General features: G+C 35.0%; 13 protein-coding genes. 6 read left to right on the top strand and 7 right to left on the bottom strand.

The annotated features are described in order from the left end of the window. Positions 1-4: 4 nt before the first annotated feature. From ACFVQC_RS24235 to ACFVQC_RS24220, 4 genes are all read left to right on the top strand, one after another. Entirely contained in the window at positions 5-1,609 is a 1,605-nt protein-coding gene (locus tag ACFVQC_RS24235; RefSeq protein WP_377899454.1) for a sensor histidine kinase, read from the top strand. Next, positions 1,606-2,313, top strand: a complete 708-nt coding sequence (locus ACFVQC_RS24230; protein WP_377899453.1) for a response regulator — start codon at positions 1,606-1,608, stop codon at positions 2,311-2,313. Before ACFVQC_RS24235 ends, ACFVQC_RS24230 begins: the two co-directional genes overlap by 4 nt. Before the next feature lie 122 nt (positions 2,314-2,435). Further along, a complete protein-coding gene (locus ACFVQC_RS24225; RefSeq protein ID WP_377890194.1) occupies positions 2,436-3,782 on the top strand; it encodes a 2-hydroxycarboxylate transporter family protein in 1,347 nt (448 codons plus the stop codon). A gap of 60 nt (positions 3,783-3,842) precedes the next feature. Then, positions 3,843-5,042 carry an NAD(P)-dependent malic enzyme gene (locus tag ACFVQC_RS24220; RefSeq protein WP_377890192.1) on the top strand — a complete coding sequence of 400 codons (1,200 nt, stop codon included), beginning with the start codon at positions 3,843-3,845 and terminating at the stop codon, positions 5,040-5,042. Positions 5,043-5,328: 286 nt separating this feature from the next. Here the strand turns inward: ACFVQC_RS24220 and ACFVQC_RS24215 are convergent, their stop codons facing one another. Both ACFVQC_RS24215 and ACFVQC_RS24210 read right to left on the bottom strand, forming a co-directional pair. After that, entirely contained in the window at positions 5,329-5,853 is a 525-nt protein-coding gene (locus ACFVQC_RS24215) for a DUF4871 domain-containing protein (RefSeq protein WP_377890190.1), read from the bottom strand. A 267-nt stretch (positions 5,854-6,120) separates the two neighbouring features. Continuing rightward, complete coding sequence (locus tag ACFVQC_RS24210) at positions 6,121-7,047, bottom strand: DMT family transporter (protein ID WP_377899452.1); 927 nt, start codon at positions 7,045-7,047, stop codon at positions 6,121-6,123. A 120-nt stretch (positions 7,048-7,167) separates the two neighbouring features. Here ACFVQC_RS24210 and pdxR point away from each other — a divergent pair, with 120 nt between their 5' ends. Then, positions 7,168-8,568 carry a MocR-like pyridoxine biosynthesis transcription factor PdxR gene (gene pdxR / locus ACFVQC_RS24205; RefSeq protein WP_377899451.1) on the top strand — a complete coding sequence of 467 codons (1,401 nt, stop codon included), beginning with the start codon at positions 7,168-7,170 and terminating at the stop codon, positions 8,566-8,568. A gap of 34 nt (positions 8,569-8,602) precedes the next feature. On the opposite strand, the gene ACFVQC_RS24200 is transcribed toward pdxR, so the two are convergent. The 3 genes from ACFVQC_RS24200 to ACFVQC_RS24190 all read right to left on the bottom strand — a co-directional run bounded on the left by ACFVQC_RS24200 (position 8,603) and on the right by ACFVQC_RS24190 (position 11,518). Beyond that, positions 8,603-9,115, bottom strand: a complete 513-nt coding sequence (locus ACFVQC_RS24200; RefSeq protein ID WP_000351210.1) for a GNAT family N-acetyltransferase — start codon at positions 9,113-9,115, stop codon at positions 8,603-8,605. A 146-nt stretch (positions 9,116-9,261) separates the two neighbouring features. Further along, positions 9,262-10,707 (bottom strand): HAMP domain-containing sensor histidine kinase, encoded by a 1,446-nt coding sequence (locus ACFVQC_RS24195; protein ID WP_002063733.1) that lies wholly within the window; start codon positions 10,705-10,707, stop codon positions 9,262-9,264. A 139-nt stretch (positions 10,708-10,846) separates the two neighbouring features. Further along, positions 10,847-11,518, bottom strand: coding sequence for a response regulator transcription factor (locus tag ACFVQC_RS24190; protein ID WP_002063734.1), 672 nt, complete (start codon positions 11,516-11,518; stop codon positions 10,847-10,849). A gap of 333 nt (positions 11,519-11,851) precedes the next feature. Between ACFVQC_RS24190 and ACFVQC_RS24185 the strand changes: the two genes are divergently transcribed. Next, the gene (locus ACFVQC_RS24185) at positions 11,852-11,974 is read left to right on the top strand and encodes a hypothetical protein (RefSeq protein WP_002010441.1); all 123 of its coding nucleotides are present in this window, start codon (positions 11,852-11,854) and stop codon (positions 11,972-11,974) included. Between the two features lie 362 nt (positions 11,975-12,336). Here ACFVQC_RS24185 and ACFVQC_RS24180 read toward each other — a convergent pair whose 3' ends face one another. Together ACFVQC_RS24180 and fdhD are read right to left on the bottom strand one after the other, a co-directional pair. Beyond that, positions 12,337-12,843, bottom strand: a complete 507-nt coding sequence (locus ACFVQC_RS24180; RefSeq protein ID WP_377890182.1) for a GNAT family N-acetyltransferase — start codon at positions 12,841-12,843, stop codon at positions 12,337-12,339. Between the two features lie 502 nt (positions 12,844-13,345). Continuing rightward, positions 13,346-14,152 carry a formate dehydrogenase accessory sulfurtransferase FdhD gene (gene fdhD, locus ACFVQC_RS24175; RefSeq protein ID WP_377890179.1) on the bottom strand — a complete coding sequence of 269 codons (807 nt, stop codon included), beginning with the start codon at positions 14,150-14,152 and terminating at the stop codon, positions 13,346-13,348. Positions 14,153-14,179 lie beyond the last annotated feature (27 nt).

Raw genomic sequence — 14,179 nt, 5'->3', positions numbered from 1 at the left:
CGGGATGAAAAAAAGAAAAAGACTATGGAATTTATGGAAAACGATTACATTGTTAGTTTGTACAGTTGTAATTTTTTCTTTACTTGTGACAGATATATTAATTAGTCATAATGTAGAGCGGACAACGGAGGATAGTCAGGCAGAGAAAGCAAAAACGATTGCACACATTGTGGCGAATGATTCAGTTGTAATCAATGGTTTGATTGGGAAAGCAGATACTTCAACAATCCAAACGTATACAAAAAGGATATTAAAAAATACAGGTGTTCAATTCATTGTAGTTATGGATATGGATGGAATAAGAAAATCTCATCCAAATCCTCAAAAAATAGGTCATCATTTTATTGGGGGAGATGAAGGACCTGCATTGAAAGGGAAGGAACATGTATCGCTAGCAGAAGGAACTTTAGGTATTTCAATGCGAGTGTTTGTACCAATATTTTCTGAAACAGGTGAACAAATTGGAGCGGTGGCTGTCGGCATTTCAGCAGATAATGTAAAAGAAAGAGTTAAGGAAAGTAGACATATTATTTATATTGGTGTCGGGGTTGGAGTACTAGTCGGAATTATAGGAGCAATATTGCTAGCTAGGCATATAAAGAAAAGCTTATTCGGTCTTGAGCCGCACAGGATAGCGAAAATTCTTGAAGAAAGAAATACGATGTTACAATCTGTAAAGGAAGGTATTATCGCTGTAGATAAAGAGGCGAGAGTAACGTTAATTAATAATGAAGCGAAACGGCTATTTAAAAAAAGTGGACTGGAAGAAGATTTTATTGGTAAAGATGTTGAGTTGTATATGCCAAATTCGCGTATAAAAGAAGTGCTGCAAACGGGAGAGGTACAATTAAACGAAGAACAAAATATTTACGGAATTACGATTGTCACAAATCGTGTTCCTTTATATGTAAAAGGAGAAATAGTTGGCGCGATTGCAACATTTCGTGATAAAACAGAGATTAGAAAACTAGCAGAGGAACTAACTGGTATTAGGCTATATGCGGAAGCATTACGGGCACAATCTCATGAGTTTATGAATAAGATGCATGTCGTATTAGGGCTTACACATATGAAACAATATGAAGAATTACAAAAGTATATAAGCGGCATGGTATCAGAGCATCAATATGAAATTGGTGGGGTTATGAAAAGAATAAAAAGTCCAGTATTTGCTGGTTTTTTACTAGGTAAACTTAGCTATGCTAGGGAGAAAAATATAAAGTTAATTATAAGTGAAGATTCTTACTTGCCGGAAATATATGATGAAAGTATTACTCATGAACTTATTACGATTGTAGGGAACTTAATAGATAATGCATTAGAGGCAGTGATACATTGCAAAAAGAAACAAGTTGAAATTGGGGTGCAATATCAGAATACATTAATAATTATAGTGCAAGATACGGGGAATGGTATACAAGAAGATGAGGTTGATGCAGTATTTACAAAAGGTTATTCCACAAAGGGAGATAATCGCGGTTATGGCTTGTATCTTGTAAAGGAAAGCATACAGCGAATAAATGGAGAGATTCACATTTCTTCATCGTTAGGAGAGGGAACAACGATAACAATTGAAATACCTAAAGGTAGGGATGAGAAGAAAATATGATTAAAGTTTTAATTGTAGAAGATGACCCGATGGTAGCAATGTTAAATACACATTATTTAGAGCAAGTAGGAGGGTTTGAACTTGTTCAAGCAGTTAACTCGGTAAAATCGGCGATAGAAGTATTAGAGAGATCACGAGTAGATTTAGTATTACTTGATATTTTTATGCCTGAAGAGACTGGATTTGAGCTGTTAATGTATATTCGGAATCAAGAAAAAGAAATCGATATTATGATGATTTCAGCTGTACATGATATGGGGAGTATTAAAAAAGCATTACAATACGGGGTTGTAGATTATTTAATTAAACCATTTACATTTGAACGATTTAAAGAGGCATTAACTATATATCGAGAAAAACTTACTTTCATGAAAGAACAACAAAACATTAGTCAATTGGAATTAGATTCACTAATTCTGCAAAAAGAAAAAAGAGAGCCTACTGTCACTAAAGAGCTTCCGAAAGGATTAACGAAGCAAACGTTGCAATTAATTTGGCAGAAGATCGAGTCGCTGAATGGACGAGCGTTTACAACAGATGAAATGGCACAATTAGTAGGAATTTCAAGGGTTTCTATTCGGAAGTATGTAATGTTTTTGACTGAAATTGGAGTATTAGAGAACGAAATGGTGTATCAGCATGTGGGAAGACCTGTGAGTAAGTTAAGATGTGTTGACCAAAATAAAATAGGTTTTTACGTATAAGCGACTTATTATAAGTCGCTTATACTTTTTTTAATTACAAAATCAATTACAAAACTTACAAAAACTATTTTTACTATTGAAAGCGTTTTAATATTGTTATTAAGAAAACAAGGGGGTGCCATATGGGAATTCAAAAAAACGTGGAAGCGGTATCATTATCTGAAGGAAATGAAGTACAAAGAGAGTCTTTCGCCTCTAAAATTATGAATGTTAAAATCGGTGTTATACCTTTACCGTTATATGTAGTATTGGCTGCTATTATTTATGGAGCATCTGTATATAATAAATTACCAGCAGATATGATCGGTGGATTTGCAGTTATTATGATTATGGGTATTTTCTTAGGTGATATTGGGATGAGAATTCCAATTTTAAAAAATATCGGTGGTCCAGCAATTCTCTCATTATTTATTCCATCGTTACTTGTATTTTTTAACTGGATGAATCCAGCTTCAATGGAAGCTGCGACTATGTTAATGAAAAAATCGAACTTTTTATATTTATATATTTCTTGTTTAGTAGTTGGAAGTATTTTAGGAATGAACCGTAAAGTGTTAGTACAAGGTTTCGTTCGTATGTTTATCCCATTAGTAGTAGGGACGTTAGCTTCTATAGCAGTAGGCTTACTAGTCGGTTCACTATTTGGATTTGAAATGAAGAAAACTTTCTTCTTTATCATCGTACCGATTGTGAGTGGTGGTATTGGGGAAGGGATTTTACCATTATCACTAGCGTACAGTGATATTTTAAATGAATCATCAGCAACATTCGTGTCACAACTTATTCCAGCGGCTATTATTGGAAATATGTTCGCAATCGTGAGTGCAGGCTACATGAAACGATTAGGGGAGAAGAGACCTGAGCTTAGTGGGAATGGTGTATTAGTAAAAACAGATAATCAAGCAGAGTTATTAAAAGAGCAAAACGTAGAAAAACCAATTGATTTCTCATTAATGGGAGCAGGGTTATTGATTGCATGCACATTCTTTATTTTCGGAGGGTTTGCTTCTAACTTTATCGGTATTCCAGGAGCAATCATTATGATTTTTTCAGCGGCAATTGTGAAGTACTTTAATCTAATGCCAGCAAAAATGGAGCAAGGAGCATTCCATTTATATAAATTTATTTCAAAGAATTTAACTTGGCCATTAATGGTCGGTTTAGGATTGCTATATATTCCGTTAAAAGACGTAGCAGCAGTTCTTTCTGTCGGGTATGTTGTTGTTTGTGCATCGGTTGTTCTTACAATGGTAGCATCAGGTTATCTTGTAGGGAAAGTGATGAAAATGTATCCAGTTGAATCAGCGATTGTTACTGGATGTCATAGCGGTTTAGGTGGAACTGGAGATGTTGCTATTCTATCAGCTTCAAATCGTATGGAATTAATGCCGTTTGCGCAAATTTCAACGCGTTTAGGCGGGGCAGCAATGGTCGTAACAGCGACAATTTTATTAAAAATGTTTTCATGATTAAAACAAGCTAGCTATATTCGTATAGCTAGCTTGTCAAATTAAGGGGAGATTATAAGTATGTTAGACAATCAAATTAATGAAAGATCATTGTTATTACATAAAAAGTTAGTAGGGAAAATTGAGATTACAAGTAAAGTAGAAGTGAATTCAGCGGATGATTTAAGTCTGACTTATACACCCGGGGTAGCGGAGTCTTGCAAAGCAATTGCAGCAGATGAGGAAACAGCTTATGACTATACAGCAAGAGGGAACATGGTGGCAGTTGTTTCAGATGGAACAGCAGTACTTGGTTTAGGGAATATTGGACCGAAAGCGGCTATGCCTGTTATGGAAGGGAAAAGTATTTTATTTAAGAAGTTTGCGAATGTAGATGCTTTTCCGTTATGTTTAGGGACGACGGATGTAGATGAAATCGTTACCCTTGTAAAAAATTTAGAGCCTACATTTGCAGGTATCAATTTAGAAGATATTGCAGCACCACGGTGCTTTGAAATTGAAAAGAGATTAAAAGAAGAAACGAATATTCCTGTATTCCATGATGATCAACATGGAACAGCTATTGTCGTTTTGGCAGCTGTTATTAATGCACTAAAAGTCGTAAGTAAACAAATGGATAATGTGAAAATTGTTATTAACGGTGCGGGTTCGGCAGGAATTGCAATTGGGAAACTATTATTAAAAGCTGGGGCAAAGCACATTACGTTAGTTAGCTTAGAAGGTATTGTTTGTGAAGGTGAAACGTGGATGAACGAAGCGCAAATCGAAGTTTCAGAGAAGACAAATCGAGACTACGTACGTGGAACGTTAAAAGAAGCAATTCATCAGGCAGATATCTTTATTGGCGTATCTGCTCCTAACGTATTAACGAAAGAGCTTGTACAGACGATGAATGAGAAAGCGATTGTGTTTGCAATGGCGAATCCAATTCCAGAAATATTCCCAGAAGATGCATTAGCAGCTGGAGCTGTTGTAGTTGGAACTGGTCGTTCTGATTATTCAAATCAAGTAAATAATGTATTAGCGTTCCCTGGAATATTCCGTGGTGCATTAGATGTGCGCGCGACTGATATTACAGAAGAGATGAAATTAGCGGCAGCATATGGGATCGCTAACATAATTACGGATGAAGAGCGTAGTGCGAATTATGTAATTCCAAATCCATTAGATAAAAGAGTTGTTCCAAGTGTTGCAGAAGCAGTAGCGAAAGCAGCCATTGATTCAGGTGTGGCGCAAATTACGAAAATGCCAAGTTACTAATAGTTAAAAGCAGTGCCTAAAAAAGGCACTGCTTTTTTTGAGATAAGAAATCAAAATAATGAAGAAGTGTAGAATTATTTATGTTTCTTCACTATTTGTTTAATTCCATTGCAACTTGTTTACCATTTACTAAAACCTCAGTTACTGCTACGATCACTTCTATCATTTTTTATCTCTCCTCGCCTCATTCCTTACTTTAAGTATAGGAGAAGAGAGATAATCTAACTATCGAAGTACGTGATGTAGAAATTCCATTGTTGTAAGGGAGTGTTTTACTATTGTTACTTTACGTAGCATTGATTACAAACTGATCATAATATTTCTCATTCACATATATATTTAATACCCATAATCCAGATGAAGGTAGTGACACGGTGAGAGGGAGTTCGTTTGTAGTAGAATCGATTGTATTTGAAGTAGTCCAACCTTGTTTGGAAGTTTCTTTTTGAAAGAGTACTGGTGTTGGAGTTACAGTTCCTTGTTTTAGCGCAATAATGGATAATTTTCCAGTGGGCATTTCATGGTCTAGAAAGAACCACATTATTTCATTTTGTTCATTTGCGATAATAGAGCTATCAGCCATTGCGATTTTTCCTTCGATGCCTTTTAACGGTATTTTTCCTTCTACGAATGATGGAGCTTCTTCCCAATTTACATCTTTTAAAACACTAAGATGAAAAAAGGAAGGTGCGTTAATTTGAGAGGATGACGTTTCTAGTACTTCTTTTTTAGGTACATTTGAATCTGGCTGCACTTGCGCGCAGCCAGTAATGAGAAAGGAGAAAAGTAGCATAGTTCCGATTTTTTTCATGGTGCCACACTCCTAATTTTTATTGTTAGTGTAATTGTATTTGCTAGCAGGCGGGACAATTCCTTTAAATCATAAAAAGAGGCCGTAAGTTTTGTACGACCTCTTTTGACATTTTCTATCCCGCTATTTGCGGGCAGTAAGACTCTCACCTCGAAATTCGGCGAATGCGAGGAAGTTAGGTGGGAGTCGGGCTGCCCGTAAAAGCCCGATTGGTGCGGGCTAATAATCAGTGGGGGATGGAACCTCCCCACTGATGAAAGTTTCACTTTATATTTGTTCAGTTGAAAAGGTTGGTTCTCTCTCTTTTTGAGGCATTGTTAAGAAAATAACAGAAAGAACGATACATACTCCGCCTAATAATTGATATGCTCCAAAAGATTCATTAAGCCAAGCGATTGAAACGATGGCAGCTACAAGTGGTTCAATGCTAGATAAAATACTTGTTTCTGTTGCTGCTAAATATTTAAGACTCCCGATATAAAGAAGGAAAGAAAGAGTGCCACTTGTAATGATAAGAATAAGCATAGAAAAAGTTTGAAGTGTGAACGTTTGCGAAAGCTGATTCCATCCAAAAGAACGATTACAAATAAGCAGTGCAATCCCTCCAATTAACATCCCCCAGCCAATTACTATAGTTGTTCCGCATTCTTTAATAAGAGAAGCCGGATGAAGGGTATAAAACGCAAAACCAATCGCTGTTAATAGTCCAAAAATAATAGCTGCTTTAGATAAAACAATATTTTCAATTGAACCGTTTGTAATAATAAAGTATGTCCCTGTTAGAGCAGTTATAATTGCGAGTATTTGCATAGAAGCAGGGAATTTCTTTTGCTCAAACGCAACGTAAATGGTAATAAGAACAGGACCTAGAAATTGAAATAGTGTTGCCGTTACGGCATTACTAATATGAACTGTTTCGATAAAAGCGTACTGCGCACCAAGCATGCCAAGAATAGAGAAAATTATAAGTTGTATAAAGTGTTTAGGATGTTTCCAAATGTGAAATATGTTTTGTTTTTTAATAAGCAAGAAAACCAAAATGAATATTCCTGCGAGTAACAGGCGAATTGTTAAAAAATCAATTGATGATACGTTCGTATGTTGAAATAGCCACTGAATCATGGGACCAGATAATCCCCATAGGGTAGCTCCTGTAATAATCATCATAAGTCCGATGCGTCTACCATTGTTCATTATCATGCATCTCCTCTCTAGTATTTGATTATTAATGTGTTACATGATAAAAGGAATTATATAGAACTTCTGGTACTGTAAAAAGTATCAGTTATGTGTTTTTGGGAGGGGTCAGATGTTGTGTTAGAATTAACGCCTAATTTGAGTGCAAATAGTAAGACAGCATTGTATGTACAATTGTATGAGTATATAAAAAAAGAGATTAAAGATGGAACGATTCCGGCCTTTACGAAATTACCGGCTAAGAGGAAGCTGGCGACATATTTACAAGTGAGTAAAAATACAGTTGAAGCTGCTTATGAGCAACTTCTTGCCGAAGGATATATTGAGTCGATTTCTAGAAAAGGTTATTTTGTATGTGAAATCGAGCAAATGATTCATGTGGAAGGCAGCGAAGAGGTAATAGGAGAAGCGCCTTTTCAAGATAAGAAGTATAAATTTGATTTCACTCAAACGGGTGTGGATACTAATACTTTTCCGTTTCATGTATATCGAAAAATTACGAACGAGGTATGGCAATTTGAAAATAAAGATTTACTTTTTATTGGACATCCGCAAGGGGAGGTAAGTTTACGAGAAGAAATCGCCAGCTATTTGTATGAATCTAGAGGTGTACGATGCGTAGCTAGTCAAATTGTAATAGGAGCGGGTACGCAAATATTAGTAAAAATGTTATTTCAGTTGTTAAAGGGAAGTCGTTATGCGGTTGAGAACCCTGGGTACCATCGGAAAATGGTTGTTTTCGAGCAAGGGGAACAAAATGTACAAATGTTATCTTTAGATAGAGATGGAATTCGTATGTCACAGTTAGTTGATAGCCATGCAAATGTTGTATTTGTTACACCTTCGCATCAGTTTCCTTACGGGATGATTATGCCAATTACGAGAAGAATGCAGCTTTTGCAATGGGCGAAAAAAGAAGAAGGAAGATATATTATTGAAGATGATTATGATAGTGAATTCCGCTATTCTGGAAAGCCAATTCCAGCGCTGCAAGGGTTAGATAGAGATGGGAAAGTAATTTATATGGGGACGCTGTCTAAAGCGCTATTGCCATCATTACGGATGAGTTATATGGTGTTGCCAAAACAGCTCATTAAGCAGTATCAGGAGCAATATTTATTTTACACACAAAGCGTTTCAAGAATGGATCAAGAGATCATTAGGAAATTTTTAAATGACGGGCATTGGGAAAAGCATATTCATAAAATGCGTGTTGTGTACCGAAAGAAGAGAGACCGTCTTGTTTCGGTAATAGAAAAATATTTTTCTAGTCGCATTGAAGTAATAGGGGAAGATTCCGGCCTACATATTTTATTAAGAGTGCATAATGGGATGGAAGAGAAAGAATTAATGGAAACTGCAGCTGAAAGGAGTATTAAAGTGTATCCTGTTTCGATGTATTATAAGGAAGGGACTTCTCCCAAAAGTACAGTATTACTTGGATTTGCGACTTTATTAGAGGAAGAAATTGAAGAGGCCATTCAATTATTATATACAGCATGGTTTACAAAAAAGTAAAAAAACACCCTCATAAATGGAGGATGTTTTTTTATTATTTTTCTTCATCTAGGAAAAGAACCATATGCTCTTCATCCCAATATTGTCCGTTATATTTTAATGAGCGTTCTTGCACACCAAATGTTTTAAATCCTAATGACTCATAAAGTTTTTTTGCACCATCGTTTCCGACAACAACATCAAGCATAACTTGCTCTACTTCTAAAGATTTAGCAAGCTCAAGACATTCTTTAATAAGTGCTTTTCCCGCTCCAAGTCCGCGTGCTTTTGGAGATACGTATACTGAACCAATTTTCGCTTTATGTTCTTGTTTTACATATGGTTTCGTTTCCAGTGTTGCAACTCCGATTAATTCTCCATCTTTAAATGCACCTAGTGTATAGTTCTCATCTTGTGCTAATTTTTGGGCTTTATATTCAATAGCACACTCTTTATTAATAATATCTTCATAAGAAGAGCTGAAAGCTTCCGGGTTTTGTTTTAATCCTTCTACTCGAAGTTCTAAGTAAATTTCTGCTTCGTCTTTTGTTAATACATGGATATCCAATTATATCACCCTCCAAATCTTTGACAGTTATACTTATATTTTATATTGAAATAAGAATAATTTCAAAAGCTTAGCTTATATGAGCTGGTTTTATAAATAAAATAGCACCAGTAGTGTTGACTACTACTGGTGATTTCACGCATATATTATTCAAATGGTAATTCAATTATAAATTCTGTTCCGACTTCTAATTCGCTGTTAACTTCAATAGAACCATTATGAAGTTCTACAATTTCTTTTGCAACAGCCAGTCCGATACCTTTTCCTCCTGTAGCTCGTGTTCTGGATTTATCGACACGGTAAAAGCGATCGAAAACATGTGGGATATCTTCTTCAGGAATGCCTTCACCTTCATCTTGTACACTTATTGTAAAAGTATTCGTACTCGATAGTACACGTATTGTTATAGAAGTGTTTTCTGGTGAATGTTGATAAGCGTTGTGCAATAAATTTAACAGTACTTGTTCCATACGTCTTTCGTCTATACAAACTTCTAAATCATCTTTGCAGTATATATATAGTTGCATTTGTTTGTTCGTTAATGTTGTTTTTGTTTTTTCAACCATTCGTTCTAAAAATGGCCTCAGGAGCATTTTTTGTTTTTTAATAACGAATTGATGTTGCTCTAATTGTACGAGCATAAATAAATCTTGTACGAGATCAGTTACACTATCGGTTTCATCCTCGATGATTTGTAAATACTCTTCACGTTCTTCCTTCGTTAAAGAATCTCTCTTTGCCACTTTCGCATAACCTTTCATATAGGTTAATGGAGTTAATAATTCGTGAGCGACACTAGCGAGGAATTCATTTCGTTCTTTTTTCATATACGTAAGTTCACTAGATAAATCTTCAATAGTTTTTGCTAAGCTTCCAAGTTCATCATTTCGTTTAATTCCTAATTGAATTGGCTTGTTCAATTTGGACATTTTTTCAGTAGCTCTTTTCATTTTTATAAGAGGTTCTGTAATAACCCGAGAAAAAACAAAGACAGAAATAGTTGTTAAAATAATTGTCAAAATACTAATGATAATAAATTGATTCATGAGTTTAAGTAACATATTTTCTAAGAAAGATGTCTTTAATAACATATGTAAGTTACCTTGAAATCCATCTATTTCAAGTGGGCTTACTGTTGAGATGAATTTCGATTTTTTCCAGTTTTTTTCTACAATCAACCCGCTTTTAGGAATAGTTTCCGTTTTACAAGTAAGTTGTTTTTGCATTTCTTTCGTTACGGGTTCTGAGGTGGAAATGATTTTGCCGTTATTGTCAGTTATAATGATAGTGATATCGGTATTAGCAATTAATTCTGAGCCAATTAATTCTTCAGCTGCATGCTCGATAGTGAACTCTTGATACCAAGGGCGTTTAGGACGTTCGGTGTTTGGTTTTTGTTTAGAATGCTCATTCCATTTTGCACGGTTTACAATTTTGTCACGATACCGATTGCCTTTCTCTAATAGAGCAACTGTTTCCTCTTCAACCCGCATTTTTGAAAGGCTTTTATAAAAAGATACGAAAGCAATTGTTTCAATACATAAAGCTAATATTAAAAAGTATGTCCCAATTTTAAGGGAAAGTTTACTCATTTTCTCACCATACCTTATTTTATATAAAGTGAAACTTTGGAGATTTCACGGATTATTATCCCGCATTAATTGGAGCCTTATTGCCCATTAATGCAGGATAAAGGGTCAGTGGTATACTATTATCCACTGACCGAAGTAATTATTCATTTTTCCATTTATATCCGACTTTATAGACAGTTTCTAAGTAATCTTCAACTGGAAATCCTTTTTTGCGTAACTTATCCCGTATATTACGAATATGTGAATCGATAGTTCTGTATTCGATGTCTGTTTGATAGCCCCAAATCTTTTCGATTAAATCGTCTCGGCTGTAGGCACGGTTTGTATTTTGTAAAAATAGTCCGAGTAACGAAAATTCAATAGGAGTTAGTGAGATTTTTTCATTATAAACTGTAACAGTATGTTTCGTTTTATCCCACTCAATACCATTGAAGCTAACAAAGCTATCTTTCTTTGTACGACGTAATATAGCCTCGATTCGCGCGACTAATACATGTTCATCGAATGGTTTTGTAATATAGTCATCTGCTCCCATGGTCAGGCCTTTGACCATATCATAATTTTGGTTGCGAGCTGTTAGCATAATAATTGGAACGTTAGAAATTTGACGGATTTGATAGCAAGTATCCCACCCATCCATATTCGGCATCATAACATCTAATAAAATAATATCGAAGTCCTTTTGTTCGATTAATTCTAGCGCTTCAAGGCCAGAAGTAGCTTTCATACAAAAATAGCCACGAGGGCTTAAGAACAGATCTAATAATCGTAACATACGTTCTTCGTCGTCTACTAATAAAATTTTCACCATAATCTTGTGCACCCCAAACTATTCATTCTACTTGTATAGTTTACATGAAAATAATAAAAAACTCTTTTTATGTGATTGAATGGATGGCTGATTTTTTCAATCAGGGCAATTGACATAAAAAATGCACTAGTTTTGCACAACTATTTTTTATAATAGAAAACGTAGCGACACAAATACCCTATGTTGCGACATAACGTCATGTCATTTTATTTATAAAATGACAATTCCATTCTATTGTGTATGTGAGATAGAGAGGGTTTTCGTATTCACCTCGCATCGGATAAGAAAAATTTCCTATCTCACACTTTTTTTTATATAAAGGGGATTGTACACATGAGTAAAAAAGTAGAACTTTTACAAAAAGAAAAGCAAGATCGTAATGCGATTGTAATGTGTGTTGCGGTATCTATGCTTATTATGATAAGTTGTGTAAATAAATTTTTCGGGATTTTATAATAGAAAAAAAGCTTATTGCTTCTTAAGAAGCAATAAGCTTTTTTAATGTGTTCTATATAATAAACCAAGGTAGAATGGCCAGTCCAGAAGTTACAATTGCTGTAGCAAATATTAAAAAGATAGCTTGTTTGTTTTGTTTCATGTTACATTCTCCTCTACATATCAATTGCATGCTATACGTTCATGAAATACTCAGCGGGAGATGGATCATCCCCACTGATTAAAGTCTCGCTTTATATTTTTAGTATAACGAATGGAAAGGATTGGAACGATCGATAAAGGTTACATGAAGATTACATTGTTGTAATGAAAAAAGCATCTTAATTAATAAGAAGATGCTTTTGAAAAATTATATTAAAATGTTAATTATTTAAGAATAAAACCATATGCTCTTCGTCCCAATATTGGCCATTATGTTTTAAGGACCGTTCTTGCACACCGTAAGTTTGGAAGCCGAGGGACTCATATAATTTTTTTGCAGCGGTGTTATCAGCAACAACATCAAGCATGAGCTGTTCTACATGTAATTTATCGGCATTTTCAATAATCGCTTTAATTAAAGCTCGTCCTGCACCGAGACCACGCGCTTTTGGAGAAACAAAAACGGAGCCGATTTTTGCCTTATGTTCTTGCTTAATAAATGGCTTTGTTTCTAGAGTAGCAATACCGACTAAATCATTATCTTTGAAGACACCTAGAGTATACTTATCCGGATTGCTTAATCGCTTTGCCATAGCAGCGACAGGGTTTTCCTGTTTAAGAACATCTTCATAAGAAGAGCTAAAAGCCTCAGGGTTTTTCAGTAAACCTTCCATACACACTTTTAAATACATTTCTGCGTCCTCTGTTGTTAATAAGCGAATTTCCATAGTTGTAACCTCCTAGGTTGATCTTAATTTAATCCATTAACTTTATAAGAATAAAGATAGCTAAATACATTCTGTGATTATTCATTCTTAATTTGTAAAAGAATGAAAAGATTATGCTACTATGTTTTTATTTTATTTATCCCGCTATTTGCGGGCGGTAAAACTCCCACCTCAAAATTCGGCTGGAGCAGAGAAGTTAGGTGGGAGATCAACTGCCCGTAAACGCCCGATTGGTGTGGGCTAATAATCAGTAGGGGATGAACACCCCCCACTGATTATAGTTTCACTTTATGTAATGAAATTATATATTAACTTTATTAACTATTCAAGGTTTTAATATGTTACATTTTTATAACTAAAATTCTCGCTTTGTAAAGGAGTCATTTTTATCCCACTATTCGTGGGATTCGGGTTGCCCGTAAAAGCCCAATTGGTTTGGGCTAATAATCAGTGGGGAGGGAAAAAACCTCCACTGATTAAATTTCCACTTTCTTTTACGTAGTCAATCGTTTATTTTGTAGCCATCGATTCGTTCTGGATGTGTATAAATATTGCAAGATCCATTTCGAATAAATCCTACTACGGTAATACCTAAATCATGGGCGAGTTGCAGAGCTAGTTTAGTTGGAGCTGATTTAGATAGAACAATTTCGCAACCTATTTTTGAAACCTTTAACAAAATTTCAGATGAGATGCGTCCGCTAAACGCAATGATTTTCCCTTGAACAGAGATATTGTTTCGTAAGCAATGACCGTATATTTTATCTAGCGCATTATGTCTTCCAATATCCATTCTTGATAAAAGAATGTTATTTCGATCACATAGAGCGGTATTATGCACACCACCCGTTTGGCGAAATGTAGTTGAAGATTGTTGTAAGGAAGTCATTAGGTGAAAACATTCTTCCGGAGTAATAGTTATATGTACATCATGTAACTTTTTTGCTTTTGCTGCATCGTTGACGAAAACAAAACCTTGTCTACTTTTCCCACAACAAGAAGTTACGTACCGTTTATTATATAAAGTTTGATAGAGCGGATTAATTTTTGATGATTTTACATGGACAATTCCGTTTTCTTTTTGGATCCATAATTCTTCAATATCTTTATAAGAAGAAATAATTCCTTCAGAAATTAAAAAACCGATTACCATATCTTCAATGTAATTAGGAGTGCACACAACTGTTACGTATTCTTCACTATTTAATTTAATTGTAATAGGAGATTCCGTAACAACCTCATCGGTTTGTTTTGAAAATGTACCAGATTGATAGCGTACAATTGTATATGTTTCTTGAATAGGCCCCATATTAAATTCCCCTTTATATGTATTTTT

Source organism: Bacillus sp. NPDC057893, assembly GCF_042796455.1.
In the GTDB taxonomy this organism is placed as follows: Bacteria; Bacillota; Bacilli; order Bacillales; family Bacillaceae_G; genus Bacillus_A.
The sequence above is the reverse complement of the archived record's forward strand: the minus strand, read 5'-3'. Positions and strand labels throughout refer to the sequence as shown.

Excerpts from the sequence above, each read along its gene's own strand:
- ACFVQC_RS24225 (WP_377890194.1), top strand. The coding sequence starts at position 2,436 with ATGGGAATTCAAAAAAACGTGGAAGCGGTATCATTATCTGAAGGAAAT.
- fdhD (WP_377890179.1), bottom strand. The coding sequence starts at position 14,152 with ATGGGGCCTATTCAAGAAACATATACAATTGTACGCTATCAATCTGGT.
- ACFVQC_RS24235 (WP_377899454.1), top strand. The coding sequence starts at position 5 with ATGAAAAAAAGAAAAAGACTATGGAATTTATGGAAAACGATTACATTG.
- ACFVQC_RS24195 (WP_002063733.1), bottom strand. The coding sequence starts at position 10,707 with ATGAGTAAACTTTCCCTTAAAATTGGGACATACTTTTTAATATTAGCT.
- ACFVQC_RS24220 (WP_377890192.1), top strand. The coding sequence starts at position 3,843 with ATGTTAGACAATCAAATTAATGAAAGATCATTGTTATTACATAAAAAG.
- ACFVQC_RS24185 (WP_002010441.1), top strand. The coding sequence starts at position 11,852 with ATGAGTAAAAAAGTAGAACTTTTACAAAAAGAAAAGCAAGATCGTAAT.
- ACFVQC_RS24230 (WP_377899453.1), top strand. The coding sequence starts at position 1,606 with ATGATTAAAGTTTTAATTGTAGAAGATGACCCGATGGTAGCAATGTTA.
- ACFVQC_RS24180 (WP_377890182.1), bottom strand. The coding sequence starts at position 12,843 with ATGGAAATTCGCTTATTAACAACAGAGGACGCAGAAATGTATTTAAAA.
- ACFVQC_RS24210 (WP_377899452.1), bottom strand. The coding sequence starts at position 7,047 with ATGAACAATGGTAGACGCATCGGACTTATGATGATTATTACAGGAGCT.
- ACFVQC_RS24190 (WP_002063734.1), bottom strand. The coding sequence starts at position 11,518 with ATGGTGAAAATTTTATTAGTAGACGACGAAGAACGTATGTTACGATTA.
- ACFVQC_RS24215 (WP_377890190.1), bottom strand. The coding sequence starts at position 5,853 with ATGAAAAAAATCGGAACTATGCTACTTTTCTCCTTTCTCATTACTGGC.